This is a genomic window from Streptomyces sp. NBC_01808, from assembly GCF_035917395.1.
Taxonomy (GTDB): Bacteria; Actinomycetota; Actinomycetes; order Streptomycetales; family Streptomycetaceae; genus Streptomyces.
In genome coordinates this window covers 454,589-480,005 of record NZ_CP109072.1, presented here as the reverse complement: position 1 = coordinate 480,005, position 25,417 = coordinate 454,589, and the positions used below count along the sequence as shown (strand labels likewise).

General features: G+C 74.2%; 26 protein-coding genes. 12 read left to right on the top strand and 14 right to left on the bottom strand.

Features of this window, described 5'->3' with window-relative positions; all coding sequences use genetic code 11:
* Nucleotides 1-5: 5 nt before the first annotated feature.
* Both OG946_RS01790 and bioB read right to left on the bottom strand, forming a co-directional pair.
* Nucleotides 6-1,310, bottom strand: coding sequence for an adenosylmethionine--8-amino-7-oxononanoate transaminase (locus tag OG946_RS01790; protein ID WP_326794386.1), 1,305 nt, complete (start codon nt 1,308-1,310; stop codon nt 6-8).
* The gene (gene bioB / locus OG946_RS01785; RefSeq protein WP_326794385.1) at nt 1,303-2,445 is read right to left on the bottom strand and encodes a biotin synthase BioB; all 1,143 of its coding nucleotides are present in this window, start codon (nt 2,443-2,445) and stop codon (nt 1,303-1,305) included. Before bioB ends, OG946_RS01790 begins: the two co-directional genes overlap by 8 nt.
* 145 nt (nt 2,446-2,590) lie before the next feature.
* Here bioB and OG946_RS01780 point away from each other — a divergent pair, with 145 nt between their 5' ends.
* Nucleotides 2,591-3,763: an 8-amino-7-oxononanoate synthase gene (locus tag OG946_RS01780; protein WP_326794384.1), complete on the top strand. Its 1,173-nt coding sequence runs from the start codon at nt 2,591-2,593 to the stop codon at nt 3,761-3,763.
* Here OG946_RS01780 and OG946_RS01775 read toward each other — a convergent pair.
* Nucleotides 3,760-4,020, bottom strand: coding sequence for a DUF397 domain-containing protein (locus OG946_RS01775; protein ID WP_326794383.1), 261 nt, complete (start codon nt 4,018-4,020; stop codon nt 3,760-3,762). The two genes, OG946_RS01780 and OG946_RS01775, sit on opposite strands and share 4 nt — an antisense overlap.
* Nucleotides 4,017-4,889 (bottom strand): helix-turn-helix domain-containing protein, encoded by an 873-nt coding sequence (locus OG946_RS01770; RefSeq protein ID WP_326794382.1) that lies wholly within the window; start codon nt 4,887-4,889, stop codon nt 4,017-4,019. Before OG946_RS01770 ends, OG946_RS01775 begins: the two co-directional genes overlap by 4 nt.
* A gap of 240 nt (nt 4,890-5,129) precedes the next feature.
* Here OG946_RS01770 and OG946_RS01765 point away from each other — a divergent pair, with 240 nt between their 5' ends.
* The gene (locus OG946_RS01765; RefSeq protein WP_326794381.1) at nt 5,130-5,558 is read left to right on the top strand and encodes an ATP-binding protein; all 429 of its coding nucleotides are present in this window, start codon (nt 5,130-5,132) and stop codon (nt 5,556-5,558) included.
* A gap of 52 nt (nt 5,559-5,610) precedes the next feature.
* Nucleotides 5,611-6,561, top strand: a complete 951-nt coding sequence (locus OG946_RS01760; protein WP_326794380.1) for a serine/threonine dehydratase — start codon at nt 5,611-5,613, stop codon at nt 6,559-6,561.
* Between the two features lie 3 nt (nt 6,562-6,564).
* Here the strand turns inward: OG946_RS01760 and OG946_RS01755 are convergent, their stop codons facing one another.
* The 4 genes from OG946_RS01755 to OG946_RS01740 form a co-directional block, all read right to left on the bottom strand.
* Nucleotides 6,565-7,128 carry a DUF6328 family protein gene (locus tag OG946_RS01755; protein WP_326794379.1) on the bottom strand — a complete coding sequence of 188 codons (564 nt, stop codon included), beginning with the start codon at nt 7,126-7,128 and terminating at the stop codon, nt 6,565-6,567.
* Between the two features lie 29 nt (nt 7,129-7,157).
* A complete protein-coding gene (locus tag OG946_RS01750) occupies nt 7,158-7,859 on the bottom strand; it encodes a GNAT family N-acetyltransferase (protein ID WP_326794378.1) in 702 nt (233 codons plus the stop codon).
* Between the two features lie 79 nt (nt 7,860-7,938).
* On the bottom strand, nt 7,939-8,262 hold the full coding sequence (locus OG946_RS01745; RefSeq protein ID WP_326794377.1) for a hypothetical protein: 324 nt from the start codon (nt 8,260-8,262) through the stop codon (nt 7,939-7,941).
* 6 nt (nt 8,263-8,268) lie between these two features.
* The gene (locus OG946_RS01740; protein WP_326794376.1) at nt 8,269-8,904 is read right to left on the bottom strand and encodes an ATP-dependent Clp protease proteolytic subunit; all 636 of its coding nucleotides are present in this window, start codon (nt 8,902-8,904) and stop codon (nt 8,269-8,271) included.
* A gap of 82 nt (nt 8,905-8,986) precedes the next feature.
* On the opposite strand from OG946_RS01740, the gene OG946_RS01735 reads away from it, so the two are divergent.
* Nucleotides 8,987-9,295, top strand: coding sequence for a type II toxin-antitoxin system Phd/YefM family antitoxin (locus OG946_RS01735; RefSeq protein ID WP_326794375.1), 309 nt, complete (start codon nt 8,987-8,989; stop codon nt 9,293-9,295).
* An 86-nt stretch (nt 9,296-9,381) separates the two neighbouring features.
* Here OG946_RS01735 and OG946_RS01730 read toward each other — a convergent pair whose 3' ends face one another.
* Nucleotides 9,382-10,593, bottom strand: a complete 1,212-nt coding sequence (locus tag OG946_RS01730) for an MFS transporter (RefSeq protein WP_326794374.1) — start codon at nt 10,591-10,593, stop codon at nt 9,382-9,384.
* A 190-nt stretch (nt 10,594-10,783) separates the two neighbouring features.
* On the opposite strand from OG946_RS01730, the gene OG946_RS01725 reads away from it, so the two are divergent.
* From OG946_RS01725 to OG946_RS01700, 6 genes are all read left to right on the top strand, one after another.
* Complete coding sequence (locus OG946_RS01725) at nt 10,784-11,152, top strand: YciI family protein (protein WP_326794373.1); 369 nt, start codon at nt 10,784-10,786, stop codon at nt 11,150-11,152.
* Between the two features lie 2 nt (nt 11,153-11,154).
* A complete protein-coding gene (locus tag OG946_RS01720) occupies nt 11,155-12,381 on the top strand; it encodes an RNA polymerase sigma factor (protein ID WP_326794372.1) in 1,227 nt (408 codons plus the stop codon).
* A gap of 128 nt (nt 12,382-12,509) precedes the next feature.
* A complete protein-coding gene (locus tag OG946_RS01715; RefSeq protein ID WP_326794371.1) occupies nt 12,510-13,028 on the top strand; it encodes a cupin domain-containing protein in 519 nt (172 codons plus the stop codon).
* Between the two features lie 192 nt (nt 13,029-13,220).
* Complete coding sequence (locus OG946_RS01710; RefSeq protein WP_326794370.1) at nt 13,221-15,455, top strand: MMPL family transporter; 2,235 nt, start codon at nt 13,221-13,223, stop codon at nt 15,453-15,455.
* Between the two features lie 5 nt (nt 15,456-15,460).
* Nucleotides 15,461-16,744 carry a sensor histidine kinase gene (locus OG946_RS01705; RefSeq protein ID WP_326794369.1) on the top strand — a complete coding sequence of 428 codons (1,284 nt, stop codon included), beginning with the start codon at nt 15,461-15,463 and terminating at the stop codon, nt 16,742-16,744.
* Nucleotides 16,741-17,433, top strand: coding sequence for a response regulator transcription factor (locus OG946_RS01700; RefSeq protein WP_326794368.1), 693 nt, complete (start codon nt 16,741-16,743; stop codon nt 17,431-17,433). Before OG946_RS01705 ends, OG946_RS01700 begins: the two co-directional genes overlap by 4 nt.
* Before the next feature lie 3 nt (nt 17,434-17,436).
* On the opposite strand, the gene OG946_RS01695 is transcribed toward OG946_RS01700, so the two are convergent.
* The 5 genes from OG946_RS01695 to OG946_RS01675 form a co-directional block, all read right to left on the bottom strand.
* Complete coding sequence (locus OG946_RS01695; RefSeq protein WP_326794367.1) at nt 17,437-18,633, bottom strand: FAD-dependent monooxygenase; 1,197 nt, start codon at nt 18,631-18,633, stop codon at nt 17,437-17,439.
* Nucleotides 18,630-20,012 (bottom strand): MFS transporter, encoded by a 1,383-nt coding sequence (locus OG946_RS01690; protein ID WP_326794366.1) that lies wholly within the window; start codon nt 20,010-20,012, stop codon nt 18,630-18,632. Before OG946_RS01690 ends, OG946_RS01695 begins: the two co-directional genes overlap by 4 nt.
* Before the next feature lie 170 nt (nt 20,013-20,182).
* Entirely contained in the window at nt 20,183-21,016 is an 834-nt protein-coding gene (locus OG946_RS01685) for a TIGR02452 family protein (protein WP_326794365.1), read from the bottom strand.
* Between the two features lie 129 nt (nt 21,017-21,145).
* Nucleotides 21,146-21,853, bottom strand: coding sequence for a lysophospholipid acyltransferase family protein (locus OG946_RS01680; protein WP_326794364.1), 708 nt, complete (start codon nt 21,851-21,853; stop codon nt 21,146-21,148).
* Nucleotides 21,854-21,939: 86 nt separating this feature from the next.
* Nucleotides 21,940-23,166 carry an acyl-CoA dehydrogenase family protein gene (locus OG946_RS01675; RefSeq protein WP_326794363.1) on the bottom strand — a complete coding sequence of 409 codons (1,227 nt, stop codon included), beginning with the start codon at nt 23,164-23,166 and terminating at the stop codon, nt 21,940-21,942.
* Nucleotides 23,167-23,323: 157 nt separating this feature from the next.
* On the opposite strand from OG946_RS01675, the gene OG946_RS01670 reads away from it, so the two are divergent.
* Both OG946_RS01670 and OG946_RS01665 read left to right on the top strand, forming a co-directional pair.
* Nucleotides 23,324-23,998 carry a TetR family transcriptional regulator gene (locus OG946_RS01670; RefSeq protein WP_326794362.1) on the top strand — a complete coding sequence of 225 codons (675 nt, stop codon included), beginning with the start codon at nt 23,324-23,326 and terminating at the stop codon, nt 23,996-23,998.
* 180 nt (nt 23,999-24,178) lie between these two features.
* The gene (locus OG946_RS01665) at nt 24,179-25,417 is read left to right on the top strand and encodes a MurT ligase domain-containing protein (RefSeq protein WP_047014315.1); all 1,239 of its coding nucleotides are present in this window, start codon (nt 24,179-24,181) and stop codon (nt 25,415-25,417) included.

Sequence of the window (25,417 nt, the reverse complement as noted above, 5' to 3'; positions counted from 1 at the left end):
GCCCGTCAGCCGGCCGCCGCCGCGGCGCGCACGGCGGCGCAGATCCGGGCGAGGTCGGCGGCCCCTGTCACGTACGGCGGCATGGTGTAGATCAGATCCCGGAACGGGCGCAGCCACACCCCCGCCCCGACCGCGGCCCGGGTGGCGGCGGCCATGTCCACGTCGTGGTCCAGTTGTACGACGCCGATGGCGCCCAGCACCCGTACGTCCCGAACCCCCGGCAGCTCCGCCGCGCCGGCCAGGCCCTCCCGCAGCCCGCTCTCGATGCGCTTCACGTCCTGCCGCCAGCCGTCGTCGGCCAGCAGATCGAGCGAGGCCAGGGCGACGGCGGAGGCCAGCGGGTTGCCCATGAACGTCGGCCCGTGGGCGAGCACCGGAACCTCGCCCCGCGAGATGCCCTCGGCGACCGCCGGGGTGCACAGCGTCGCGGCCATCGACAGATAGCCGCCGGTCAGCGCCTTGCCGACGCACATCACATCCGGGGTGACGCCCGCGTGGTCAGCGGCGAAGAACGCGCTGGTGCGGCCGAAACCGGTGGCGATCTCGTCGAACACCAGCAGCACGCCGTGTTCGTCGCACGCCTCGCGCAGCACCCGCAGATAGCCGGGCGCGGTGAAGCGCATCCCGCCCGCGCCCTGCACGACGGGCTCCACGATCACCGCGGCCAGCTCGTCCGCGTGCCGCGCCACGAGGTCGCGCAGCTCGTGCTCGTACGCCCCGTCCACCGGCGCGTCGAAGCCCGCGGGCGGCACTCCGGCGAACAACTGCCGCGGCAGCATGCCGGACCACAGCTCGTGCATGCCGCCGTCCGGGTCGCAGACCGACATCGGCTGCCAGGTGTCCCCGTGGTAGCCGCCGCGCCAGGTCATCAGCCTGCGCTTGCCCGGCAGCCCGCGTGAACGCCAGTACTGCAGGCACATCTTGACCGCGACCTCGACCGACACCGAGCCCGAGTCGCTGAGGAACACGTGCGCCAGCGGCTCCGGCGTCACCTCCACCAGCCGCGCCGCGAGCCGCACCGCAGGCTCGTGGGTGAGCCCGCCGAACATCACGTGGCTCATCCGCTCCAACTGCCCGCGGGCGGCGGCGTCGAGCGCCGGGTGGCGGTAGCCGTGGATCGCGGACCACCACGACGACATCCCGTCGACCAGCTCGTCCACGCCCCACGCGGGCTGTGCCAGCCGCAGGCGTACGCCCTCGGCGGAGTCGACGACCAGCGGCTCCTGCCGTCCGGGCATGGGCCCGTAGGGGTGCCAGACGTGCTCGCGGTCCAGATCGAGCAGCCGCCGCGGCGGCAACGGCTCAGGCATTGGGCGGCAGTTCCGTGCCGGCCCCGCGGCGGCGTACGGCCACGAGGTCCGTTCGCGCCTCCCGCGGCTGCTCGTCCGCGGCCGCGGGGCCGCCGGCGGGTCCGGCCTCCGGAGGAGCCGCCTCGTCCGCCGCCCGGTGCGGCGGCAGCGTCGTCGTCCCCGCTTCCTCCACCTCGAACCCGGCGTCCGCGATCATCTCCAGGTCCGCCTTGCCCGCCTGCCCCTCGCTGGTCAGGTAGTCCCCCAGGAACACCGAGTTGGCCAGGTGCAGCGCCAGCGGCTGGAGCGTCCGCAGATGGATCTCCCGGCCGCCCGCCAGCCGCACCTCCACGTCCGGACAGACGAACCGCGCCATGGCGAGGATCTTCAGACAGCGCTGCGGCGTGAGATCCCACTCCCCGGCCAGCGGCGTGCCCTCGAACGGGATCAGGAAGTTCACCGGCACCGAGTCCGGGTCCAGCGCGCGCAGCGCGAAGACCACGTCCACCAGGTCCTCGTCGCTCTCGCCCATCCCCGCGATCAGCCCCGAGCAGGCCGACATCCCGGCCGCCTGCGCCTGCTGCACGGTCTGCACCCGGTCCTCGTAGCCGTGGGTGGTGCAGATGTCCGCGTACGTCGCCTCGGAGGTGTTGAGGTTGTGGTTGTACGCGTCCGCCCCCGCCGCCTTCAGCCGCTCCGCCTGGCCGTCGGAGAGCAGCCCGAGGCAGGCGCACACCTCCACGTCCCCGTTCTGCTCCTTGATGGCGGCGATGGTCTCCGAGACCCGGTCGACGTCCCGGTCCGTGGGCCCGCGCCCGCTGGCGACCAGGCAGACCCGCTTGGCGCCGCCCGCCACCCCCGCCGCCGCGGCCTCGGCGGCCTGGTCGGCCTTCAGCCACGTGTACTTGAGGATCCCCGCCTCGGAACCCAGCCGCTGCGAGCAGTACGAGCAGTCCTCGGGGCACAGCCCCGACTTGAGGTTGACCAGGTAGTTGAGCTTCACCCGGCGGCCGAAGAACGCCCGGCGCACCTTCCCGGCCGCCGCGACGACGTCGAGCACGTCCTCGTCCGGGGTGCGCAGCACGGCCAGCGCCTCGTCACGGGTGGGCGCCTCGCGCCGCAGCCCCTTGTCCACCAGCGTCGAAAGCAGGTCCATGGCGCCGATCCTCGCCCACCGCACCGGCCCGGGCCAATGGGGCACCGCACAACGGCCGCCCCCGTCTTCTGTGCTCATCGCCACATCACCGCGCGCCCCCGCGCGCACTACGGTGCAGAAACAGCCCGCCGAGCCGAGGAACCGCATGCCCCGTCACGCCTTCGACTGGATCGACGCGCAGGCCGAGGAGCGGCGGCGCGCCGGTCTCGTACGCGCCCTGCGCCCCCGCGCGCACGACGCCAGGCTGCTCGACCTCTGCGGCAACGACTACCTCGGCCTCGCCCGCCACCCCGAGGTCACCGCCGCCGCGGCCGCCGCGGCCCGCCGCTGGGGCGCGGGCGCCACGGGCTCCCGGCTCGTCAGCGGCACCACCGCGCTGCACGCGGAACTGGAGGCCGAACTCGCCGCCTTCTGCGGCTTCGAGGCCGCGCTCGTCTTCTCCTCGGGGTACGCGGCAAACCTCGCCGCCGTCACCGCTTTGAGCGATCGCGGCACCCTGGTGGTCTCGGACGCGGGCAACCACGCCTCGCTCATCGACGGCTGCCGGCTCTCCCGGGCCGACGTCGCGGTCGTCCCGCACGCCGACGCCGACGCGGTCGCCAAGGCGCTCGACGGCTTCGCCGGGCGCGCGCTGGCGGTCTCCGACGGGGTCTTCTCCGTCGACGGTGACGCCGCGGACCTCCCGGCGCTGGCGGCGGTGTGCCGCTCGTACGGCGCCGGGCTGCTGGTGGACGACGCCCACGGGCTCGGCGTCCTCGGGTCCGGCGGGCGCGGCGCGCTGCACGCGGCGGGGCTGGCGGGTGCGGCCGACGTCGTCGCCACCGTCACGCTGTCCAAGGCGCTGGGCAGCCAGGGCGGTGCGGTGCTGGGTCCCGCGCGGGTGATCGAGCACCTGGTCAACACCGCCCGCACGTTCATCTTCGACACCGGCCTCGCGCCCGCCGCCGCGGGCGCCGCCCTCGCCGCGCTGCGCCTGCTGCGCCGCGAGCCGGAGCGGGCGGCGGCGGCCCGGCGGGTGGCGGCGGCGCTGCACGGCGGGCTGACGGCCGCCGGGCTGACGGCCGTACGCCCGGACGCGGCGGTGGTGTCGGTACGGGCCCCGGCGCTCGAGGCGGCCGTGGCGTGGGCGGCGGCGTGCCGCGAGGCGGGGGTGGCGGTCGGCTGCTTCCGTCCCCCGTCGGTCCCCGACGGCATCTCGCGACTGCGCCTGACCGCCCGCGCGGACCTCACGGAGGAGCAGGTGGACACCGCGATCGAAACGGTCGTACGCACCGCGCCCGCGCCCCCGGCCCCGGGGCGCACGGCGCCCGAGCCCTAGTACTCGACCCGCGCGCCCCCGGTGAACTCGCCGTCACTGAGCGCCGCGACGAACGCCCGCCACGCCTCGGCCCGGAACAGCAGCGCCGGCCCCTCCACATGGGTGGAGTCCCGCACGGCGATCAGCCCGGCGGATTCCGGCCCCACGGGATAGGCGGCCTCGACGCAGTTGTTCGCCCCCGTACTGTGCGAACTGCGCCGCCAGCGGACGTCGTCGAGTGCCGTACTGCAGGAGACGTACCGAGGCAATGAGGTCATGGTGCCTCCTTTGCGCCCGCGCCGAGCGCGGCTATGAACGACAGGGACTCCTCGTGCGAAAGGGCGCTTGCCTGCAGCGAGGCAAAGGCCGTCTCATACGCCCGTAAGTCTTCTTTCCTTTCGAGGTGAAGGCTACTCATCAAATGGTCGACGACGACCACGTCGAGATCAGAACTGCGCGAATAAGAGAAGATAACGAAAGGCCCGGTGAGGCCCACGTGCTCGCCGGCGGAAAAGGGCAGGATCTGGACGCGTACGTGCGCAAGCGCCCCCATCCGCCCCAAGTGCCGTAACTGCTCCGCCATCACCCCGGGACCGCCCACGCGCCGCCGCAGCACCGCCTCGTCGAGCACCGCGTGCAGGTGCGGCGGGCGCGCCGCGCGCAGCACCGCCTGCCGGGCTATCCGCACCTCCACCAGCGACTCCACCTCCCGCGGCGCCGCGCCCGCGACGGCCGCACGGGTCACCGCCAGCGCGTACCGCCGCGTCTGGAGCAGCCCCGGGACCACCGACGTCTCCAGCGTGCGCACCGTGGTCGCCTCCGCCTCCAGGCTGATGAAGTCCCGGTAGGCGGCCGGCAGCAGCTCGCGGTACTCGCTCCACCAGCGGTCCTCGCGGCCCTCGCGTGGCGCCGTGGCCAGCGTCTCCAGCAGCGTGCGCAGCCCGGGCTCGGTGACGCCGTAGGCGTCGAGCAGCCGGGCCACGTCCGCGGCCTTGGCCGCCGACGTGCCCGTCTCTATCCGGCTGATCTTCGACTGGTGCCAGCCGACCAGCTCCGCCGCCTTCCCGCTGGTCAGTCCCGCTCTGCCGCGCAGCCTGCGCAGCTCCGCGCCCAGCTTGGCGCGGCGTACCGCCGGCTCATTGCGCATGACGCCCCTCCCGGCCGCTCGGCCGAACGCGTGACAACTGGCCAGTCTGCCGCCCAAATACGGTCGCTCGCGGCAGAGTTCACCGCTTCGAGCGACAGATATATGCATAACTTGGTGGCGGGCTCGCGCTCCGGGCACGATCGATGGCACCGTGGCGCGAACAACAACCTCAAGCGGTCCTCGACTTCACCAGGCACGCGTCGGAGTCCGGCACACGCGTGCGAAAGGGACGGCGTCGCAATGGCAGACCAGCAGGAAGCATCCGTCACGCTGCCGAGTGAGGCTGCTTCTGTCATGCAGGCGCGTAAATATGTCACTGACATTCTCGGGAAATGGGGCCTCCCGGAAGGCCCGGATGCGACGGACACCGTCCGGCTCGTCGTCTCCGAACTGGCCACCAACGCCGTCCAGCACACGCGCGGGCAGTCGCCGACGTTCACCGTGCGGATGGTGCTCGTACGCGAGCAGTTGCGCGTCGGCGTCAGCGACAGCCACCCGCGCTGGCCGCGCCGGCTGCCGGCCGCGGTCCAGCAGGACAACGGGCGCGGCATGGTCATCGTCCGCTGCCTCGTCGCCGAGTCCGGCGGCCGGCTGTCCGTGACGCCGACGGACGACGGCGGCAAGACGGTGTGGATCGCCCTTCCCTGGCGGCCGGCCCCTGTGGCCTGACGCACACGCCCCCGGACCGCCGCCGCGCACCCCGCTGGTCCACCCTGGAGGCATGACCGACCAGCCCATCAGCCACGAGGACGTCCACGCCGCCGCGCAGCGCATCGCGGGAGGGGTCCGCCCGGTCGCCGTCGCGCCCGCGGGCGCCGGGGTGGCACCGGACGCCGAGGTGTGGTTCGCGCTCGAGTTCCTCCAGCACACCGGCTCCTTCAAGGCGCGCGGTGCGCTGAACTTCACCGCCGCCCACGCCGCCGCCGGCACCATGCCGGACGCGGGCGTGCTCATCGCCTCCGGCGGCAACGCCGGCCTGGCCTGCGCCTGGGCCGCCGCCCGGCACGGCGTCCCCGCACACGTCTTCCTGCCCGCCACCGCACCGGAGTTCAAGGTCGAGCGGCTACGCGGCCTGGGCGCCGACGTACGGCTGACGGGCCGCACGTACGGCGAGGCGCTGGCCGCGTCGCGCGAGATGGCCGCGGAGACCGGCGCGCTCGTCTCGCACGCCTACGACCACCCGCTGATCTCCGCGGGTGCCGGGACGCTGCTCCCGGAGATCGCCGCGGCGGTGCCCGGCGGCGTCGACACCGTCGTCGTCGCGGTCGGCGGCGGCGGGCTGTACGCGGGCGTGGCGGCGGCCGCGGCGCAGCAGGGGATCGGCGTCGTCGCCGTCGAGCCGGAGAACTGCCGCGCGCTCAACGCCGCGCTTGCGGCCGGGGAGGTGGTGGACGTCCCGGTCGACTCGATCGCGGCGGACTCCCTGGGCGCCTCCCGCACGTCGGGCGACGCGCTGGTCTGGGCGCAGCGGCCGGGCAGCACCTCGGTGCTCGTCGCCGACGCCGACATCGCGGCGGCCCGGCGGCGGCTCTGGGACGAGCACCGGCTCGTCGTCGAGCACGCCGCGGGTACGGCGCTCGCGGCGCTGACCACCGGCGCGTACAAGCCGCGGGCGGGGGAGCGGGTGGCCGTCGTGCTCTGCGGCGCCAACACCGACCCCGGCACGCTCTGACGCTCAGCGCCGCCCGCTGTTCTGCCTCGCCGCACGCGCGGCGAGGCTCCTGCTCAGGCCCCACGGCAGCGCCGCCCACAGGCCCGCGATGAACACCAGCACCGACGCGCCCGCCGCGATCCCGGCCGGGCGCCCCAGGACGACGTCCACCACGAGCAGGACGGCCCCGGTCAGCGCGAACGCCAGCACGCCGAGACCCGCGGCCGCCAGTCGCGAGGAGACGTCGACGATGCGGCGCTTCGCGTGCCGCCGGAACAGCCCCCGGTGCACGGCCGCGGGCGCGGTGAGCAGCACCGCCGCGGCCACGGAGAGCAGCAGGGTCGTCACGTACGTGCCGCGCTGCAGCGAGTCCAGCTCGGTGAAGCGCTGGGTGAACGCGAGGGTCAGCAGGAAAGCGAAGAGGATCTGTACGCCCGTCTGCGTCACCCGCAGCTCCTGGAGCAACTCCACGAAGTTGCGGTCGTCCCGCTCCAGCGCGGTCTCATGGCGCGCGTACGCCGCATCGGAAGCGGCATCCGCGGCAGGCGCCGTGGTGCCGTGCTCGTCCTCGTTCCGGTCTCGGTCCATGCCCTTCCCGGTTGCCCGCTCCGCCCGTCCTACTCCTCGTCTACCACCAGCAGCGCCTCCGCGCCCATCGGCCGGAACCCGGCGGCAAGGAACGCCCGTACGCTCGCCGCGTTGCCCGGCGCCACCTGCGCCCACAGCGGCTCGCCCGGCGGCACCAGGTGCCGGGCCGCCGTCGCCAGCCGCCGCCCCAGCCCGCGCCCCTGGGCCCCCGGCTCGACCTCCACGGCGGCCTCCCAGCGCCCGGCGACGCCGCGGCCCAGCAGCACGGTGGCCCCGGGGACGGTCCAGGCGCGTACGCCGTCGCGGTGGCGCAGGGCGCGGCGCAGCCGGGGGTGGGTGCCGTCGGCGTCTGGCGTGAGCGGCAGCGGCGGCGGGCCCGGCAGGTGGCCGGCGACCAGCAGGGCGTCGATGTTGTTCACGGTGCGGCCCAGGCGGGCGGTGAGGGCGCCGAGGAACGGCGGGTTGAGCGGCGCGGACAGGTCGCCTGCGGGCAGCAGGCCGCATATCCACGCCGGGTCGGCGTCGGCGAAGACGACGTGGCTGCCGGTGAGGGCGAGCACGCCCGCGTCCCGGGGCGACGGCTGCGGGAGCACGGTGACCGCGCCGTCCGGCGGCGGGAAGTCGCCCCGGGCGGCCGCGGCCAGCAGCGCGGCGAGGCGGCCGCCGTCGGGACCGCCGGTTCCGTATTCGGGCGTCGTCGGGGAAACGGGATCGACGGGCTGCGGACACATAGCGGCTCGCTCCTCGAAGCGCGGTCGGCGGAACGCGGCCAACCTATCCGGCCGTGCGCCACCCGCCCCCGCTCGCCCGTCACGGCGCCCCGTCGGGCTCCCGCGGCCCCGGCGGCACCGCCACCAGCCGGGTCCGGCGCTCCCCGTCGAGCACCCGCAGCGCACGCGCCAGGGTCGCCGCGTGGATCTGCGTCTCGCGCCGCTCGTGCATCAGCGCCAGCGCGTCCCGCAGCCCGACCGCGGTGCGCACCAGCGCCTGCGCGGCGCGCAGGCCCGCGTACGTGTCCGTGCCGCGCGCCGGGTTGATCCGGCCCAACTGGTCGACGGCGTCCAGATAGCGGTCGATCACCTCCGACTCCGCGCGCGTGAGCGCGGGCAGCGGCGGCAGTTCTGGCGGCAGCACGGTCGCTCACCTCCCGTAGTGCGCGGTGCTCGTGCCCTTGCGGCTCTCGGTCATCCGGTCGGCCAGCCCGTACGCGATGGCCTGCTCGGCGTCGAGGATCTTGTCGCGCTCGATGTCCTCGCGGATCTGCTCGATCGGCGTCCCGGAGTGCCTGGCGAGCAGCTCCTCCAGCAGCGCGCGGTGCCGCAGCAGCTCCCGCGCGTAGATCTCCAGGTCGCTCGCCTGCCCCTCCACCGGCTCGGCGAACGACGGCTGGTGGATGAGCACCCGTGCGCCGGGCAGCACGTACCGCTTGCCGGGGGTACCGGCGGCCAGCAGCACGGCGGCGGCGGAGGCGGCCTGCCCGAGGCAGACGGTCTCGATGTCGCTGGTGACGAACTGCATGGTGTCGTAGATCGCCGTCATCGCCGTGAACGAGCCGCCCGGCGAGTTGATGTACAGCGAGATGTCCTGGTCGGGGGCGGCGTGCTCCAGATGCATGAGCTGGGCCATCACGTCGTTCGCCGACGTGTCGTCGACCTGTGTGCCGAGGAAGACGATCCGCTCCTCCAGCAGCTTCGAGTACGGATCCTGTGTGCGCACCCCGCTGCTCGTCCGCTCGGTGAACTCCGGCAGCACGTAGCGCGCCGTGGGGCTGTCCATGGCCGTCGGCACCTCTCCCTCTCTCGGTTTCATGATCCTCGGTGCAAAATGTACAGGACGTACATCCGGTTATGCTGGGAGCATGGCGTACGAAATTCCGGTGACGCAAGCCCGCGCAGAACTGGCCGACTTGATCAACCGCGTGGTCTACGGTGGCGAGCGGGTCGTGGTCACGCGTCACGGCCGGCCCCTCGTGGCCCTCGTTTCCGCCGCCGACCTGGAAAAACTCGACGAGTTGGAGAACCCGCCCGCCGAGGAGCAGGTCATCACCACCGTCTCCGGCGTTCACACCGCCCACCCCGCCGGATCTGCCACGGGCGAACGCCGCTTCGGCATCGCCGCCGAACACCGCGCCCCCGACACCCGAGCGAGCGGCGAGGGCCCCGCCTAGTCACGGGAGCTGGACGTCGAAGACACCGCCGGGGAGCGGTGAAAGGGGCGGCGGGCTCCTTGCCCTGTGCCGGGGGATCGAACGCGTCAACTCTCGTGGTTCGAGGCCGGCGCGGGCTCCCCGGCCGGGGACGGCGCGAGGCGGCGGGTGGCCGCGGCGACCGCGAAGGCCGCCAGGGCGATGCCCAGCGCGGTGAGGAACGCGGCCTGGACCGAGAAGCGGTCGATCGCCGCGCCGCCCGCGAACGAGCCGAAGGCGATGCCGGTGTTGATCGCGGAGGCCGGCAGCGACTGCGCGAGACCGCCGCCGGGTCCCGCCAGGCCGACGACGCGGTACTGCAGCGAAGGTGCCATGCCGAAGACGCAGAGCCCCCAGGCCAGCATCGCCACGGCCACGACGACCGGGTGCGCACCGAGGATGCAGAGGGTCAGCAGGGTGAGGGCACAGCCCGCGGTTCCCGCCACCAGCGTGCCCGCGGCGTTCCGGTCGGCGAACCGGCCGCCGCCGAAGGAGCCGATGGCCGTCGCGGCGCCGTACGCCAGCAGGAACGCCCCCGCCGCCGCCCCGGAGACGCCGGTGATCTCCGCGAGGAACGGCACGATGTAGGTCAGCGCGGTGTAGGTGGACGCGAACACCAGGAAGCACAGGCCCAGCACGGCCAGGACCCGCGGCGCGAACGCGTGCCGGGCCTGGTCGGCCGCGGTCCCCTCCGCCGCCGGTACGGACGGGACCAGCGCCGTGGCCGCGGCCAGGGCGGCGCCCGCGAGGACGATCACGGCCACGAACGTGCCGCGCCACCCGAGCAGGTTGCCCACCACGGTGCCCAGCGGCACCCCGAGGGCGGCCGACACGGAGACACCGGAGATGACCACCGCGATCGCCTGTCCCGCCCGCTCCGGCGGGACGCTCGCGAGGGCCACCGCGAACGCGGTGGCGTCGTAGAGCCCGGCCGCCGCACCGGTCAGGGCCCGGCATGCGAGCAGCAGGCCGAAGCTGGTCGTGGTCACCGCGACCAGGGTGCCCAGGATGAACAGGACGAGCGCGCCGGCCAGGACGCTGCGCCTGTCCAGCCGCATCGTCAGCGCGGTCAGGAGCGGCCCGCCGAAGGCCAGGCCGAGCGCGTACGCCGTGACCAGCGCCCCGGCCGAGGAGACCGCGACGCCGAGGTCGCGCGCCATGACGTCGAGCACGCCGACCACCAGCAGTTCCGCGCCGCCCATGACGAACATGCCGAGGAACAGCGTGCCGAGCACGCGGTTCGACCGCCGCGTGCCGCGGGAGCCTGCCTGGGTACTCACGAGTCCTCCTTCGGGCGTGGCCGCACCGGGTGTGCCGCCGGCTGCTCCGTGGTCGGCGGCGTGTCCGGGAACCGGACACGGGTGCCTGGTAGGAATCGGTGGGAGGCGGCGTGTCCGGTTCGGCGCGGTGGCTTCGACCAGGGGGCCAGCGGCGGGACGAGAGGTGCCGCCCGATGACGAGGAGCGAACCGTGAAATACCTGCTGATGATCTACGCCTCGACCGAGGAGTGGGTGGCGCTGAGCGAGAGCGAGCACGCGCGGATGGACGCGGACTACCAGCAGTTGCTGGCGGATTGCACGGCGTCCGGCGAGTGGCTGGCCGGCGATCCGCTGGCGGGACCGCCGGCCGGCAGGGCTGTCCGGGTGCGGGACGGGCAGACGCTCGTCACCGACGGTCCGTACCTCGAACTCAAGGAGCACATGGCGGGCTACTGGCTCGTCGACTGCGAGTCCATGGACCGCGCCGTGGAGATCGCCGCCCGGTTCCCGGACGCCCGGCACTGGGGCGTCGAGGTCAGGCCGCTGCTCGGCCCCGGCGGCGCGGCCGACGACCTGTAGCCGTGGTGACCGAGGCCCGGCTGGACGCGCACCTGCGGGAGCTGCTCCCGCAGGTGCTGGGCGCGCTCACCCGGCGTACCGGCGACTTCGACCGGGCCGAGGACGCGGTCAGCGAGGCGATGCTGGCGGCCGCGCAGCAATGGCGGGCCGAGGGCGTGCCGGCCGACCCCCGCGCCTGGCTGGTCACGGTCGCGAGCCGCCGCCTGACGGACATGTGGCGCTCGGAGTCCGCGCGCCGCCGCCGCGAACTCCGGACCGCCGAGGCGGAGGCGCGGCTGACCGCTCCGGTGGAGTACGCGGCGGACGACACCGCCGACCTCCTCTTCCTGTGCTGCCATCCGGATCTGTCGCCGGCCTCCCAGGTGGCGCTGACCCTGCGAGCGGTCGGCGGGCTCACGACCGCCGAGATCGCGGCGGCGTTCCTGGTGCCGGCCGACACCATGACGCGGCGCATCTCCCGCGCCAAGCGGGCGGTCGCGGCGGCGGGCGGCGGGTTCGGGGTCCTCGACACCGCGACCAGGTCCGCGCGGCTGCCGAGTGTGCTGCGGGTGCTCTACCTGATCTTCAACGAGGGCTACTCGGCCGCCACCGGGGCGGAGCTGGCGCGGGTGGAGCTCTCCGGCGAGGCGATCAGGCTGACCCGCCGGCTCCGGGAGAGCCTGCCGGAGCAGTCCGAGCTGGCGGGCCTCCTCGCCCTGATGCTGCTCACCGACGCCCGCCGCCCGGCGCGGCTCGACGGCGACGGCAGGCTGGTGCCCCTGGAGGCGCAGGACCGCGGGCTGTGGCGGCGCGAGCTCGTCGACGAGGGCGTCGCGATCCTCACCGACGTCCTGCCGCGCCCGCCGACCGGGCCGTACCAGCTCCAGGCGGCGATCGCCGCCGTCCACGACGAGGCGGAGCTTGCGCAGGACACCGACTGGCCGCAGATCCTCGGGCTCTACGACCTCCTGGAGCGGCTCGACCCCAGCCCGATGGCGCGGCTCGGCCGCGTGGTCGCCCTCGCCATGGTCGCGGGCCCCCGGGCCGGCCTGACCGCCTGCGAGGAACTGGCCGGCGAACTGGGCCACCACCACCGGTGGTTCGCCGTACGCGCCCACCTGCTGGAGGACGCGGGCGAGACGCGGGCCGCCGTCCGCGCCTACCGCGAGGCGGCGCAGCGCACCGCGAGCCTGCCCGAGCGCGACTACCTGACCCGCCGCGCCGACCGGCTCAGCACCGAGCAGAGCTGACGTGCCACGCCCGCGGCGTAGGTCCGCGGGCCTCGGCCCGGGGCGGGCGAAGATCGTCCGGTCGCCCGATGCCGCCCGGGCGGCGCCCGGGACACGATGCCGGAGGACCCGCAGGAAGGAGCGCACCCATGTCGTACCCCGAAGACCTCGTCTACCCCGAGCCCCGCTACCACGGTGAGACAGGCGAGGTGAACGCCACGTTCCGGCCGGCAGGCAGCCGGCCGGACCTCACCTCGCCCGGCGGCTTCACCCGCTACCTCGCCACCGAGGAGTCGACGGGCGGTGAGTTCGGGCTGTACGACGTGCAGCTCGGCCCGCGCTCGCCCGGGGCGAAGACGCACTTCCACAAGGCCATGTCGGAGTCCTTCTACGTGGTCTCCGGTGAACTGGAGCTGTACGACGGCGACAGGTGGGTGACGGGGCGCATGGGGGACTTCCTGTACGTGCCCGTCGGCGGCCTGCACGCCTTCAGGAACGCCACCGACGACCCCGTCCGCGTGCTCATGCTCTTCTCCCCGGGCGCGCCGCGCGAGGAGTACTTCGAGCGGGTCGCGGAGATGTCGCGGCGCGGCGGCGAGGAACTGAAGCAGTTCCGCATCCGGCACGACAGCTTCTTCGTGGAGGACTTCGAGGGCGACGCGGAGTGACCGCCGGGTGACCCCGGCCCGGCGCGCGGTCCGTGGTGCGTAGGCACCAGGAGACGCCGCCGTCTGGTCCGGGCGCACCAGACGAGAACGGCCACGGCAGACGATGCCCCGGCAGGCGCCGGACGGGAGTGTGGACAGGGCGCGGGATCCCCGCGTTTTCCCCTTCCTACGGGTGTCTGGAGTGATCGAGAAGTGGCCACTTTTCTGTACGGGATCGGGCGGTGGGCCTTCCGGGGGCGCCGGCTCGTCGGCGGCACCTGGCTGGTCGCCCTGGTGCTGGCCGGGGTCGCCGCCGCGGCGGCGCCGGCCGGGGAGGAAGAGGACCTCTCCATGCCCGGCACCGAGTCGCAGGAGGCGTTCGACCTGCTCGACGAGCGCTTCCCCGAGAGCAACGCGCAGGGCGCCGAGGCCCGCCTGGTGTTCCAGGCGCCGGACGGGCAGCGGGTGACGGCGCAGGAGCACAAGGCGGCCGTCGCGGACGCACTCGACTCGCTGGCGGGCGGCGGTCAGGTCGCGGCGGCCACCGACCCGTACGAGGCCGGTGACGTCAGCAAGGACGGCAACATCGCCTACTCCACGATCACCTACACCGCGGACGCCGTGGACCTGACGGGGCCGACGAAGAGCGCCCTGGAGGACGCCGCGGACCAGGCCAGGGACGCCGGGCTGACCGTGGAGATCGGCGGTTCCGCGCTGGACGCGGAGGAGGAGCCGGGCGGGACGACGGAGATCATCGGCGTGGCCGTGGCCGCGGTGGTGCTGGTCCTCGCCCTCGGCTCGCTGGTCGCCGCCGGGCTGTCCCTGCTGACCGCGTTCGCGGGTGTGGCCATCGCCTTCGGGCTGGTCTCCGCGCTGGCCGTGCCGCTGGGGCTGACGTCCACCGTCGCCATCCTGGCGCTGATGCTGGGTCTTGCGGTCGGCATCGACTACGCGCTCTTCATCACCTCCCGGTTCCGCGACGAACTCGCCCGCGGCAGCGAGCCGGAGGAGGCCGCCGGCCGGGCGGTGGGCACGGCCGGGTCCGCCGTCGTCTTCGCCGGCGCGACGGTCTTCATCGCCCTGGTCGGCCTGGGCGTCGTCGGCATCCCCGAACTCACCAAGATGGGTATGGGCGGTGCGGGCGCCGTGGCCCTCGCCGTGCTCGTCGCGCTCACCCTGGTGCCCGCGATGCTCGGCTTCGCCGGCCGGCGCGTGCTCTCCCGGGCCGCCCGCAAGGCCGCCCGGCGGACCGGCGAGCGCCCGCACGCGGTGCCCCCTGCATCCGGCCGGCCCGGTCTCGGCGTTCGCTGGGCACGCTTCGTCCTGCGGCGGCCGGTGGCCGTGCTGCTGGTCGCGGGACTCGGCCTCGGCGCCGTCGCCGTACCGGCGCTGGGCCTCGAACTGGGGCTGCCGGGGGACGAGTCGAAGTCGGTCGAGACCACCCAGCGGCGCGCCTACGACCTGCTGTCGGAGGGCTTCGGCCCCGGCTTCAACGGCCCGTTGACCGTGGTCGTCGACACGTCGGAGGCCGCGGACACCGAGGCCGCCACCGATCGGGTCGCCGAGACCGTACGGGACCTGGACGGCGTCGCGTCGGTCGGCGAGCCGGTGCTCGACAAGGCCGGGGAGACGGCCCTCTTCACCGCCGTCCCGGAGACCGCGCCGAACAGCGGCGAGACCAAGGACCTGGTGAACTCGATCCGGGACGAAGCCGCCGGCGTCGAGGCCGACACGGGTGCGGACGTCCTGGTCACCGGCACCACCGCGATGAACATCGACATCTCGGCAGCCATGTCGGACGCGCTGCTGCCGTATCTGACCGTGGTCATCGGCCTGGCGGTGCTGCTGCTGACGGTGGTCTTCCGCTCGATCCTGGTCCCGCTCAAGGCCGCCCTCGGCTTCCTGCTGTCGGTCGGCGCCGCCTTCGGCGTCCTCGTCGCCGTCTTCCAGTGGGGCTGGGGAGCGGACCTGCTCGGCATCGAGCAGACCGGGCCCGTCATGTCGCTGATGCCGATCCTCATCATCGGCATCGTCTTCGGCCTCGCCATGGACTACGAGGTCTTCCTCCTCACCCGGATGCGGGAGACCTACGTCCACGGCGCGTCACCCGGCGAGGCGATCGTCCACGGGTTCCGGCACAGCGGCCGGGTCGTGGCGGCCGCGGCGATCATCATGATCAGCGTCTTCGCCGGATTCGTCGGGATGAGCAGCCCGACCATCCAGACGATGGGCGTGGGCCTGGCCGCCGCCGTCGCCTTCGACGCCTTCGTGGTCCGGATGGCGATCGTGCCCGCGGTCCTGGCGCTGCTCGGCCACCGGGCCTGGTGGCTGCCTCGTATCCTGAACCGTGTGCTGCCGAACGTGGACATCGAGGGCGAGGCGCTGAGCAGGCGGGCCCCCGCCCCCGTGAGCGGGTCGGTACCGCGGCTTCCCGCGGGCCGGTACTGACCGGCATGACGACCCCGGGCGACGGCGGCTGGCGACCGCGCCGTACATGGTGGCGGGAGGCGGCGGTCACGGCGACGGCGTTCACGCTCTGCCTGCTCGGCGGCGTGGTGCAGGTCGACGACACGCTGACAGCGCCGCCCGCCGCCGCCTACATCATCGCCGTGGCGTCCTGTGCCGTGCTGCCCGTACGGCACAGGGCGCCGCTGGCCGCCCTGGCGGCCACCACCGCGGCCGGGCTGCTGGTGCCGCCGCTGGGTCTCCTGCTGAGCCCGCCGATCATGGCCCCCGCCGTGATCGCCGCCTACGCGTACGCGCTCCACGCCCGCACCGAACGGCGCGCCGCGGTCGTGGTGTCACTCGCGTCCGCGGCGCTGCTGCTCGCCGCCACCCCCTGGTTCGAGGACCTGTCCTGGCAGGACGCGAGCCGGATGGGCTCGGTGGCGGCGTTCCCCATGGTGGCCGGCGTGCTCGGGCACTCGGCGCACAACCGGCGGGCCTATCTGGCGGCCGTGGAGGAGCGGGCCAGGCGGGCGGAGAAGAGCCGGGAGAGCGAGGCGCGCCGCCGGGTGGCCGAGGAGCGGCTGCGGATCGCCCGCGAGCTGCACGACCTCGTGGCCCACCAGATCACCCTGGCCAACGCGCAGGCCACGGTCGCGGCCCACCTCTTCGACTCCCGCCCCGAGCAGACCCGCAAGAGCCTCACGGAGCTGGTGAGGACGACCAGCGACGCGCTCGACGACCTGCGCGCCACGGTCGGGCTGCTGCGCCAGTCCGGGGACGCGGCCGAGCCCGCGGAACCGGCGCCCGGGCTGTCCCGGCTGCCCACGCTCCTCGACTCCTTCGGCCGCGCGGGCCTGGAAGTGTCGCTGGAGCAGGAGGGCACGGCCAGGCCGCTGCCGCCGGGGGTGGACCTCACCGCGTACCGCATCGTCCAGGAGGCCCTGACCAACGTGACCAAGCACGCGGGCACCGGCAGCGCGCGGGTGCGCCTCGTCTGGAACCGCGACCGCGTGACCCTCACCGTCGCCGACGACGGCCGCGGTGCCCGTACGGCGCCGGACACCGCCGCGCCCGAGCGCCAGCCCGGCTACGGTCTGATCGGGATGCGCGAACGCGCCACCGCGGTCGGCGGACAGCTCTCCGCGGGCAGCCGCCCCGAGGGCGGCTTCCTCGTCTCCACCGAACTTCCTCTCCCGGCGGCCAGGGACACGGCGCGTGGAACGGGCGAGGACGCGACAGACGACGCAGAAAAGATGGAAAAGACGGAAGAGACGGGAGAGGCGCAGTGACGCTACGGGTGCTGCTCGCCGACGACCAGGCGCTGCTGCGCGGTGCGTTCCGGATGCTCCTCGACACCGCCGACGACATCACCGTGGTCGGCGAGGCCGTCGACGGCAGAGAGGCGGTGCACCTCACCCGCGAACTGCGCCCGGACGTGGTGGTGATGGACATCCGCATGCCCGACGTCGACGGCCTCACCGCCACGTCGGAGATCGCCGCGGACCCGGAGCTGCGCGGCAGCCGCATCCTGATCCTCACCACGTACGAGACGGACGAGTACGTCGCGCAGGCGCTGCGCGCGGGGGCCGGCGGCTTCATCGGCAAGGGCATCGGGGCCGAGGAACTGGTGGACGCCGTCCGTACGATCGCCGCGGGCGACACCCTGCTGTCGCCCGCCGCGACCCGCTCGCTGGTCGTCCGCTTCCTCGCCACCCCGGACGACGCCCCGAGGCACCACCCGGAACGGCTCGCCGTGCTCACCCCGCGGGAACGCGAGATGGTGGCGCTGGTCGCCACCGGCCTGTCCAACCAGGAGATCGCCGAGCGGATGTTCCTCAGCCCCTTCACCGTCCGGGCCCACGTGCAGCGCGCGATGACGAAGCTGGAGGCCCGCGACCGGGCCCAGCTCGTCGTCATCGCGTACCGCACGGGCCTGGTGCAGGCCACGCCCGGGGGCGACGGCGACCGCCCGGCGTGAGCGTCACGGCCGCGCGGCGAACTCCGGCAGCGTCAGCGCGGAATGGGCGGGACGCGGGGGCGCGGCGGGCATCGTGCTGAGGCCGCGCAGCGCGGCGTTGCGCCGCTGAAGGGCGCGGGCCGTGGTGGGGAAGAGCGTGGCGCCGCCGACGTCGACCAGCGCCTGGTTCGCGGCCACGAAGTCGCGCAGGCCGCGCTCGTACGCGGCGAACGCCGACGCGTGATCGGGGTGCGCGGCCAGCGCGTGGGCGAGCATGTACGCGCCGGCCAGCGCCAGGCTGGTGCCCTGGCCGGTCAGGAACGAGGGCGCGTACGCGGCGTCGCCGACGAGCGCGACCCGGCCGCGGGACCAGCGCGGCATGCGGATCTGCCCGGCGGTGTCGAAGAACGGGTCGTCCGCGGCGCGCAGGGCCCCGACGATCGCCGGGACCTCCCAGCCCGCGCCCGCGAAGGCTTCGGCGACCAGCTCCCGCTGGGCGTCCTGGTGCCGCAGGCCGTCGAGCGGCGGGTGCGGCCGGTGGAAGGTGAGGAAGGCGTGCAGTTCGTCGTGCGCGCCGACCGCGTAGAGGGCGGCGGCCCTCCCCGGGGCGTTCCACATCACCACCTCGCGGGCGAGCCCGAAGGTGTTCGGCATGGTGAAGAGGGCGAACCAGTAGCCGAGATAGCGGTGGAACCGCTTCTCGGGGCCGAACAGCGTCTCCCGGGTGCGCGAGTGCATGCCGTCCGCGCCGATCACCAGGTCGTACGTCCGCCTCAGCCCGCTGCGGAACGTCACGTCGGCCCCGCCGCCGGACTGGTCCAGGTGCTCGACGGAGTCGCCGAAGCGGAACTCCACGTCGTCCCGGACGAGCGCGTACAGGACGGCGGCCAGATCCCCGCGGCGTACCTCCAGGTCCCTGCCCTCCGCATCGCCGGTGACGGCCCGCGCGCTGACCGCGGCCACCTCGCCGCCGTCGGCGTCGAAGAAGGTGAAGCGGTGCGAGTCGATGTGCTCGTCCCGCAGTTGCGGGAGTATGCCCATCCGCCGCACCACCTCGACCGCCGTACCGCGGATGTCGATCGGATAGCCGCCGGCCCGCAGCGCGGCGGCCTTCTCCACCACCGTGACGGCGAATCCGGCCCGGTGCAGCCAGTACGCCAGCGCGGGTCCTGACACACTCGCGCCGGAGATCAGCACCGTGCGCTTCCCGGTCGTGCTCATACGCGGGCTCCCTTCTTCGTGATACGGACAGCGAGCAGCGACAACGCGGCGACGACCCCGGCGACGGCGAATCCCGTGGTGAACGCCGACTCGGCCGGCAGGCCCGCGGGGCCGGCTCCGGCGTCGAGGATCGCGCCGGCGATCTGGGCGCCCAGCGCGACCCCGACCACTCGCGTCACCACGAGCAGGCCGGTGGCGATGCCGGTGTCCCGGGGGTCGACGGCCGCCGCGGTGTGGGCGACCAGCGCCGTGGTGCCGACACCTGCGGCGAAGGCCGTCAGCACCTTCGCGAGGACGAGGTGCCACGCCGACGAATGCAGCGCGGCGAGTGCGGTCATCGTCGCCGCGGTGACGACGGCGCCCGCGAGGACCACGGCGCGCGGCCCGAACCGCCGCGCCGCGAGCCCGCCGACCGAGTCGCTCACCGCCCCGGCGATGGCGCCGGGCAGCAGGTACCAGCCGATGCCGGTGGTGTCGGCGCCGAAGCCGTACCCGCCGGCCGGCAGCGCGAACAACTGCGGCAGCAGGAAGACCACCATCCCGAGGCTGCCGGTGATGACGAACGTGAGCAGGCACGCCTGCCACATGACGGGCCTCGAGAGCATGCGCAGGTCGACCATCGGCGAGACCGCCCGGCGCTCCACGGCGACCCACCCGGTGGCGAGGACGACCACGAGCAGGGCGAGGGCGCCGATCGCGTACGGCGGCAGGCTGTGCCGCGCCACCGACACGAGCCCGACCATGAAGGCGAGCAGCGTGCCGCTCAGCAGCGCGACTCCGGGCCAGTCGATCCGTTCGTCCGAGGCGGCCGGCGGATCGTCCGGCAGCAGCCGGGCCACGGCCGGCGTCGTCGCGACGACCGCGATCGTCGGCAGCAGGAACATCCACTGCCACGACAGGGCGTCCGCGACCGGCCCGGCGAGCATCGTGCCCGCGATGCCGCCGCCGGTGAAGAGCGCGATGACGAATCCGATGGCGGCCTGCGACTGTGCCGCCGGGAGGTGGGTGCGTACGAGGATGAACGAGAGCGGCAGCGCGCCGACCATGACGCCCTGGAACACCTGGCCCAGCAGCAGCACCGGCAGGTTCGGCGCCACACCGGCCAGCAGACCGCCGGCCGACACCAGGGCCATCAGCCCGAGCAGCACCCGCTTTCCGCCGTAGCGGTCGCCGAGCTTGCCCGCGACGGGGGTGACGACCGCGCCGGTGACGAGCAACGTGTTGGCGACCAGCGCCCCTTCGGAGGGGCTGACCCCCAACTCGCGTTGCAGCAGCGGGAGCGCGGGCTCCACCACCGACTGCAGGGTGCCGAGGGCCAGGGCCAGTAAGCCGAGGGCGCCGATCGGCAGCCACCCGATACGGGCAGGGGAAACCGCCACCTGTGGATCACTCCAGACACCGTGGGGAAGGGGAGAAGCGCGGTTGGGGCGCGCTTTCCACACTTCCTTCCGGCGCCCCGCGGGGCATCGTCCGGCGTCACCGGTTTCCCCTGGTGCCCCCGGACCAGCCCGCTACGCGCCCTGGTCTCCACGCACCACGGCCGGGGCGCTCAGCCGGCGCCGAACGCCGCTTCGAACGCGGCCCTGTTGGCCGACCGCGGCTGCCGGTCCCAGACGGCGAACACCAGCCGCGGGAACCGCCCCGCGAAGCGTCCGCCGGGCTCCAGGTGCGTACGGAACGCCGCCGCCACCTGCGCCGGGTCGTTGCGGAACACCCCGCAGCCCCAGGCGCCCAGCACCAGCGCCGTCACCCCCGCGACGGCCGCCACCTCCAGCACCCGCTCCGCGCGCCCGGCCAGCGCGGCGGGGATCCGGTCCGTCTCCTCCGGCGTGCGCTGGGCGATGACGCCCGCGTTGGGGGCGGGAGAGGTGAGGAAGTCCACGGCGTACGGCTCGGGGAGGAGCGCGCCCGCGTCGTCGCGGAAGACCGGGACGGCGGGGGAGCGGATGACGCGGTGGGTGTAGAAGGGGCTGCGGTCGGCGCGGTGGGCGGCGTAGAACTCCGGGGCCCGCAGCAGCGCCGGGTAGAGCGCGGAGGCCCGGCACAGCTCCTCCTCCTGCGCGCGGGCGCCGTTGACGTAACCGCCGCCGGGGTTGCGGGCGGAGGAGAAGTTGAGCACGCCGACGCGGTAAGCCCCTTCTCCGGCCAGCCGCCGCGCGGCGGCCAGCGAGGTCTCGGCGGTGACCTCGGCGGGCGTGTCCTGCGGCCCGTCAGCGGGGGCCTCTCCGGCGCCCGCGACCGCTCCGGGACCGTACATCCGCGTGCCGTCCGCCGCCCGCGCGGCGGCCTCGCCCAGCGGCACCCACCGGCCGGCGGCCTCGTACCCGCCGGCGGCGAGGATCCGCTCGTTGTCGCGCGCCACTTCGCGCAGCCGCGCGCTCACCTGGCACCGCCGCGGCCGGTCCGTACCGTGCCGCAGGCCGCCGGGGCGGCGCGGTCCGCTGTCCTCGTCATGCCAGGACCGTACGCACCGGGGCCGGGCCGCGACCACCGGGTTTCCACGGGGCGTCCCTCAGGCCGCGGCCGGCGGCTTCTTCTTCGCGGCCTCCTGCTCGGCCTTGACGTCGGGGGCGTAGCGGTCGACGTACTCCTGGTCCGACATGCTGAGGATCGCGTACATGATCTCGTCGGTGACAGCCCGCAGCACGGCCTTGTGGTCCTCCAGCCCCTCGTACCGGGAGAACTCCAGCGGCTCGCCGAAGCGGATCGTGACCTGGCCGAGGCTGGGGATCTTCTGCCCGGGCGGCTGGACTTCGCGGGTGCCGAGCATCGCGCACGGGATGACCGGCACGCCCGCCCTGAGCGCCATCGCCGCGACCCCGACCCGGCCCTTGTACAGCCGGCCGTCGTGCGAGCGCGTGCCCTCCGGGTAGATGCCCAGCAACTCGCCCTTGGCCAGCACGCCCAGGCCCTCCTCGATGGCGGCCTGCGCCGCCTTGCGGCCCCGGCGGTCGACCGGGATCTGGCCGATGCTGTGGAAGAACCCGGCGGTCAGCCGCCCCTTGAGGCCGGGGCCGTTGAAGTACTCGGCCTTGGCGAGGAAGGTGATGCGCCGCTTCAGCATCACGGGCATGAGGAAGTGGTCCGCGAACGACAGGTGGTTGCCCGCGACGATCGCCGCCCCCTCCTCCGGTATGTGCTCCAGGCCCTCGATCCGCGGCCGGAACAGCGGCCGCAGCAGCGGCCCGAAGAACAGGTACTTCAGCAGGTGGTAGAACACCGCGGTCTCGCCTTTCCCCCCGGTCGGTCGTCGTGCGCTCGCAGAGTAGCCGCGCGCCGCCCGCCGGGGGAGAGGGGCGGCCGAAGTCAGCGGATCGGGACGCCGGCCAGGGTCCGGGCGATCACCAGCCGCTGGATCTCGCTCGTGCCCTCGAAGATCGTGTAGATGGCGGCGTCGCGGTGCATCCGCTCCACCGGGTACTCGCGGGTGAAGCCGTTGCCGCCGAGGATCTGCATCGCCCGCGCGGTGACGTCCTTGGCCACCTCGCCCGCGTACAGCTTCGACATCGAGCCCTCCGCCGAGGTGAACCCCTTGCCCGCGCTGGCCATCCAGGACGCCCGCCAGACCAGCAGCCGGGCGGCGTCGATCTGGGTGCGCATGTCGGCGAGCTGGAAGGCGACGCCCTGGTTGTCGATGATCGGGCGGCCGAACTGGACCCGCGTCTTGGCGTACTCCAGCGCCGTCTCGTATGCCGCGCGCGCGATGCCCACCGCCTGCGCTCCCACCGCGGGGCGGGACGCCTCGAAGGTGGCCATCGCGGCGTTCTTGACCCGCTCGCCGCCGGACTTCACCCGCTCGCGCGCCCTGGCCAGCCGCTCCTGGAGCTTCTCCCGGCCGCCGAGCAGGCACGAGCCGGGCACGCGCACGTCCTCCAGCACCACCTCGGCGGTGTGCGAGGCGCGGATGCCGTGCTTCTTGAACTTCTGGCCCTGCGACAGACCGGGCGTGCCCGGCGGGACGATGAACGAGGCGTGCCCCTTGGTGCCCAGCTCCGGGTCGACGACGGCGACGACGACGTGCACGGCGGCGATGCCGCCGTTGGTCGCCCAGGTCTTGGTGCCGTTGAGCACCCACTCGTCCTTGGCCTCGTCGTAGACGGCGCGGGTGCGCATCGCGGAGACGTCGGAGCCGGCGTCCGGCTCGGAGGAGCAGAAGGCGGCCAGTCGGACGTTGTCGACGTCGCCGTACATCTGCGGGATCCAGGTGCCGATCTGCTCCTCGGTGCCGTTGGCCAGCACGCCGACGGCGGCGAGGCCCGTACCGACGATCGACAGGGCGATGCCCGCGTCGCCCCAGAACAGCTCCTCCATGACCATCGGGATGCTCAGCCCGGTGGGGTCGAAGTACTGCTGGGCGTAGAAGTCCAGGGAGTAAAGGCCGATCTTGGCCGCCTCCTGGATCACCGGCCAGGGGGTCTCCTCGCGCTCGTCCCACTCGGCGGCGGCGGGGCGGATGACGTCGGCGGCGAAGCCGTGCACCCACTCCTGGACGGACCTCTGGTCCTCGTTGAGCTCGAACGTGAACTCAGACATGGCGCCTCCGCAGCCTTCGCAATTCGTTACCGTCGGTAACGTAAGTCTGTTACCCGCGAGTAGACGATGTCAACTCCCGTACGCCCGCGGGGGGCCCGCCACGGGGGTGCTAGGTTGCGCAGGCATTCGGGCATCGACCAGCAGGGGAGCGGTCTCCATGGACAACCGGCGCGGCGAGAGGGAGCAGGCGACCGAGGACCGGCGCCGCGAACTGCTCGAAGCCGCGGACCGGGTGGTCCTGCGTGACGGCCCCGGCGCCTCGATGAACGCGATCGCCGCCGAGGCCGGCATCACCAAGCCCATCCTCTACCGCCACTTCGGCGACAAGGGCGGCCTCTACCGCGCGCTCGCCGTACGCCACACCGACGCCCTCCTCGCCGCCCTGCGCGCCGCGCTCGACGCCCCCACCGGCCGGCGTGAGCGCGTCGAGGCCACCCTCGACACGTACCTCTCGGCCATCGAGGCGCGCCCGCAGGTCTACCGGTTCCTCATGCACCCCGCCGACGGCGGCGCCGCCGAGGTCGCGGAACAGGCCGCGTCCCCCGAGGCCGGAGAGCGCGGCTTCGAGGTCGGCCGCCACTCCGCGCCGCTGCTCCGCCGGCTGGGCGAGGAGCTGGCCCAGGTCATAGCCGACCGCATCGACTTCGGCCCCGGCGGCGCGGTGATCGCCCGCGCCTGGGGCCACGGCATCGTCGGCATGATGCACGCCGCGGGCGACTGGTGGCTGCACGAACGGCCCTGCACCCGCGCGGAATTGGTGCAGAGCCTCGCCGATCTGCTCTGGGGCCGGCTCGCCGCCGCCGCGGACAAGGCCGGCGGACCCGGCCTCTAGGGGCCTCCAGGGTCGCTACGGGACCGGCCCCCGACCGCCGCGACGTGCCGCGATTCGGGGCCGGGCGCGGATCTCGATAGGCTGGCCGCTACCGCGCCGCGCCGCAGGCCGGGCAGCGGACGAAGGACACCGGAGCACCGCGGCGTACCACGCACGGGCACGCGAGGAGGAGCTACGACGATGGCAGGCAACACGGAACCGCTGTCGCCACGGTCCAAGCTGGCCGTCACGGCGGGCAGGGCGGCAGCAGCGGTGTCCCGCGCCGCGGGCAAGGGCAGCGGCTCCGTGATCGGCGGCAAGGTCGCGCTCAGGCTGGACCCCGACCTGCTCGGGCGGCTCGCCGGCCACCTCGACGTCGTCCTCGTCTCCGCCACCAACGGCAAGACGACCACCACCCGGCTGATCGCCGAGGCCCTGCGCGCCTCCGGCCCCGTCGTCTCCAACGCGCTCGGCGCCAACATGCCCGCCGGCATCACCTCGGCGCTCGCCGGCGGCTCCGACGCGCGCTACGGCGTCATCGAGGTCGACGAGAAGTACCTGGCCGGCGTCGCCCGCGACGTCACCCCCAAGGCCATCGCGCTGCTCAACCTCTCCCGCGACCAGCTCGACCGCGCCGCCGAGACCCGCATGCTGGCCGAGCGCTGGCGCGAGGGCCTCGCCGGCAACAAGGCCCTCGTCGTCGCCAACGCCGACGACCCCCTCGTCGTCTGGGCCGCCTCCTCCAGCCCGAACGTCGTCTGGGTCGCCGTCGGCCAGGAGTGGAAGGACGACGCCTGGTCCTGCCCCTCCTGCGGCGGCGTGCTCCAGCGCCCCGGCGAGGACTGGCTGTGCGCCGAGTGCGGCTTCCGCCGCCCCGTCCCCAGTTGGGCGCTCTCCGGCGAGCACGTGCTCGACCCGCACGGCGCCGCCTGGCCGATCCGCCTCCAGCTCCCCGGCCGGGCCAACCGGGCCAACGCCACCACCGCCGCCGCCGTGGCCGCCGCCTTCGGCGTGCACCCGCAGACGGCGCTGGAGCGGATGTGGGAGGTCACCGCCGTCGCCGGGCGGTACGACACGGTGCAGTTCGGCGGCCGCGACCTGCGGCTGCTGCTGGCGAAGAACCCGGCCGGCTGGCTGGAGACCTTCTCCCTCATCGACCCCCCGCCCACCCCCGTGGTGCTCTCCGTCAACGCCCGCGGCGCCGACGGCACCGACACCTCCTGGCTGTGGGACGTCGACTACACCCGGCTGACCGGCCACCCGCTGTACGTCATCGGCGACCGCAAGCTCGACCTCGCCGTCCGCCTTGAGGTGGCGAACCAGAGCTTCCGCGTCTGCGAGCACGTCGACGAGGCCGTCGCCGCCGCGCCGCCCGGCCGGATCGAGGTCATCGCCAACTACACCGCGTTCCAGGACCTGCGCCGCCGCGTCGGCAACTGA

Bases quoted from the DNA above. Each gene is read 5' to 3' on its own strand.
- bioB (WP_326794385.1), bottom strand. From the start codon at position 2,445: ATGGACCTGCTTTCGACGCTGGTGGACAAGGGGCTGCGGCGCGAGGCG.
- OG946_RS01740 (WP_326794376.1), bottom strand. From the start codon at position 8,904: ATGGACAGCCCCACGGCGCGCTACGTGCTGCCGGAGTTCACCGAGCGG.
- OG946_RS01695 (WP_326794367.1), bottom strand. From the start codon at position 18,633: ATGAGCACGACCGGGAAGCGCACGGTGCTGATCTCCGGCGCGAGTGTG.
- OG946_RS01670 (WP_326794362.1), top strand. From the start codon at position 23,324: ATGGACAACCGGCGCGGCGAGAGGGAGCAGGCGACCGAGGACCGGCGC.
- OG946_RS01675 (WP_326794363.1), bottom strand. From the start codon at position 23,166: ATGTCTGAGTTCACGTTCGAGCTCAACGAGGACCAGAGGTCCGTCCAG.
- OG946_RS01755 (WP_326794379.1), bottom strand. From the start codon at position 7,128: ATGGACCGAGACCGGAACGAGGACGAGCACGGCACCACGGCGCCTGCC.
- OG946_RS01765 (WP_326794381.1), top strand. From the start codon at position 5,130: ATGGCAGACCAGCAGGAAGCATCCGTCACGCTGCCGAGTGAGGCTGCT.
- OG946_RS01750 (WP_326794378.1), bottom strand. From the start codon at position 7,859: ATGTGTCCGCAGCCCGTCGATCCCGTTTCCCCGACGACGCCCGAATAC.
- OG946_RS01705 (WP_326794369.1), top strand. From the start codon at position 15,461: ATGACGACCCCGGGCGACGGCGGCTGGCGACCGCGCCGTACATGGTGG.
- OG946_RS01770 (WP_326794382.1), bottom strand. From the start codon at position 4,889: ATGCGCAATGAGCCGGCGGTACGCCGCGCCAAGCTGGGCGCGGAGCTG.
- OG946_RS01735 (WP_326794375.1), top strand. From the start codon at position 8,987: ATGGCGTACGAAATTCCGGTGACGCAAGCCCGCGCAGAACTGGCCGAC.
- OG946_RS01790 (WP_326794386.1), bottom strand. From the start codon at position 1,310: ATGCCTGAGCCGTTGCCGCCGCGGCGGCTGCTCGATCTGGACCGCGAG.
- OG946_RS01715 (WP_326794371.1), top strand. From the start codon at position 12,510: ATGTCGTACCCCGAAGACCTCGTCTACCCCGAGCCCCGCTACCACGGT.
- OG946_RS01780 (WP_326794384.1), top strand. From the start codon at position 2,591: ATGCCCCGTCACGCCTTCGACTGGATCGACGCGCAGGCCGAGGAGCGG.
- OG946_RS01665 (WP_047014315.1), top strand. From the start codon at position 24,179: ATGGCAGGCAACACGGAACCGCTGTCGCCACGGTCCAAGCTGGCCGTC.
- OG946_RS01775 (WP_326794383.1), bottom strand. From the start codon at position 4,020: ATGACCTCATTGCCTCGGTACGTCTCCTGCAGTACGGCACTCGACGAC.
- OG946_RS01760 (WP_326794380.1), top strand. From the start codon at position 5,611: ATGACCGACCAGCCCATCAGCCACGAGGACGTCCACGCCGCCGCGCAG.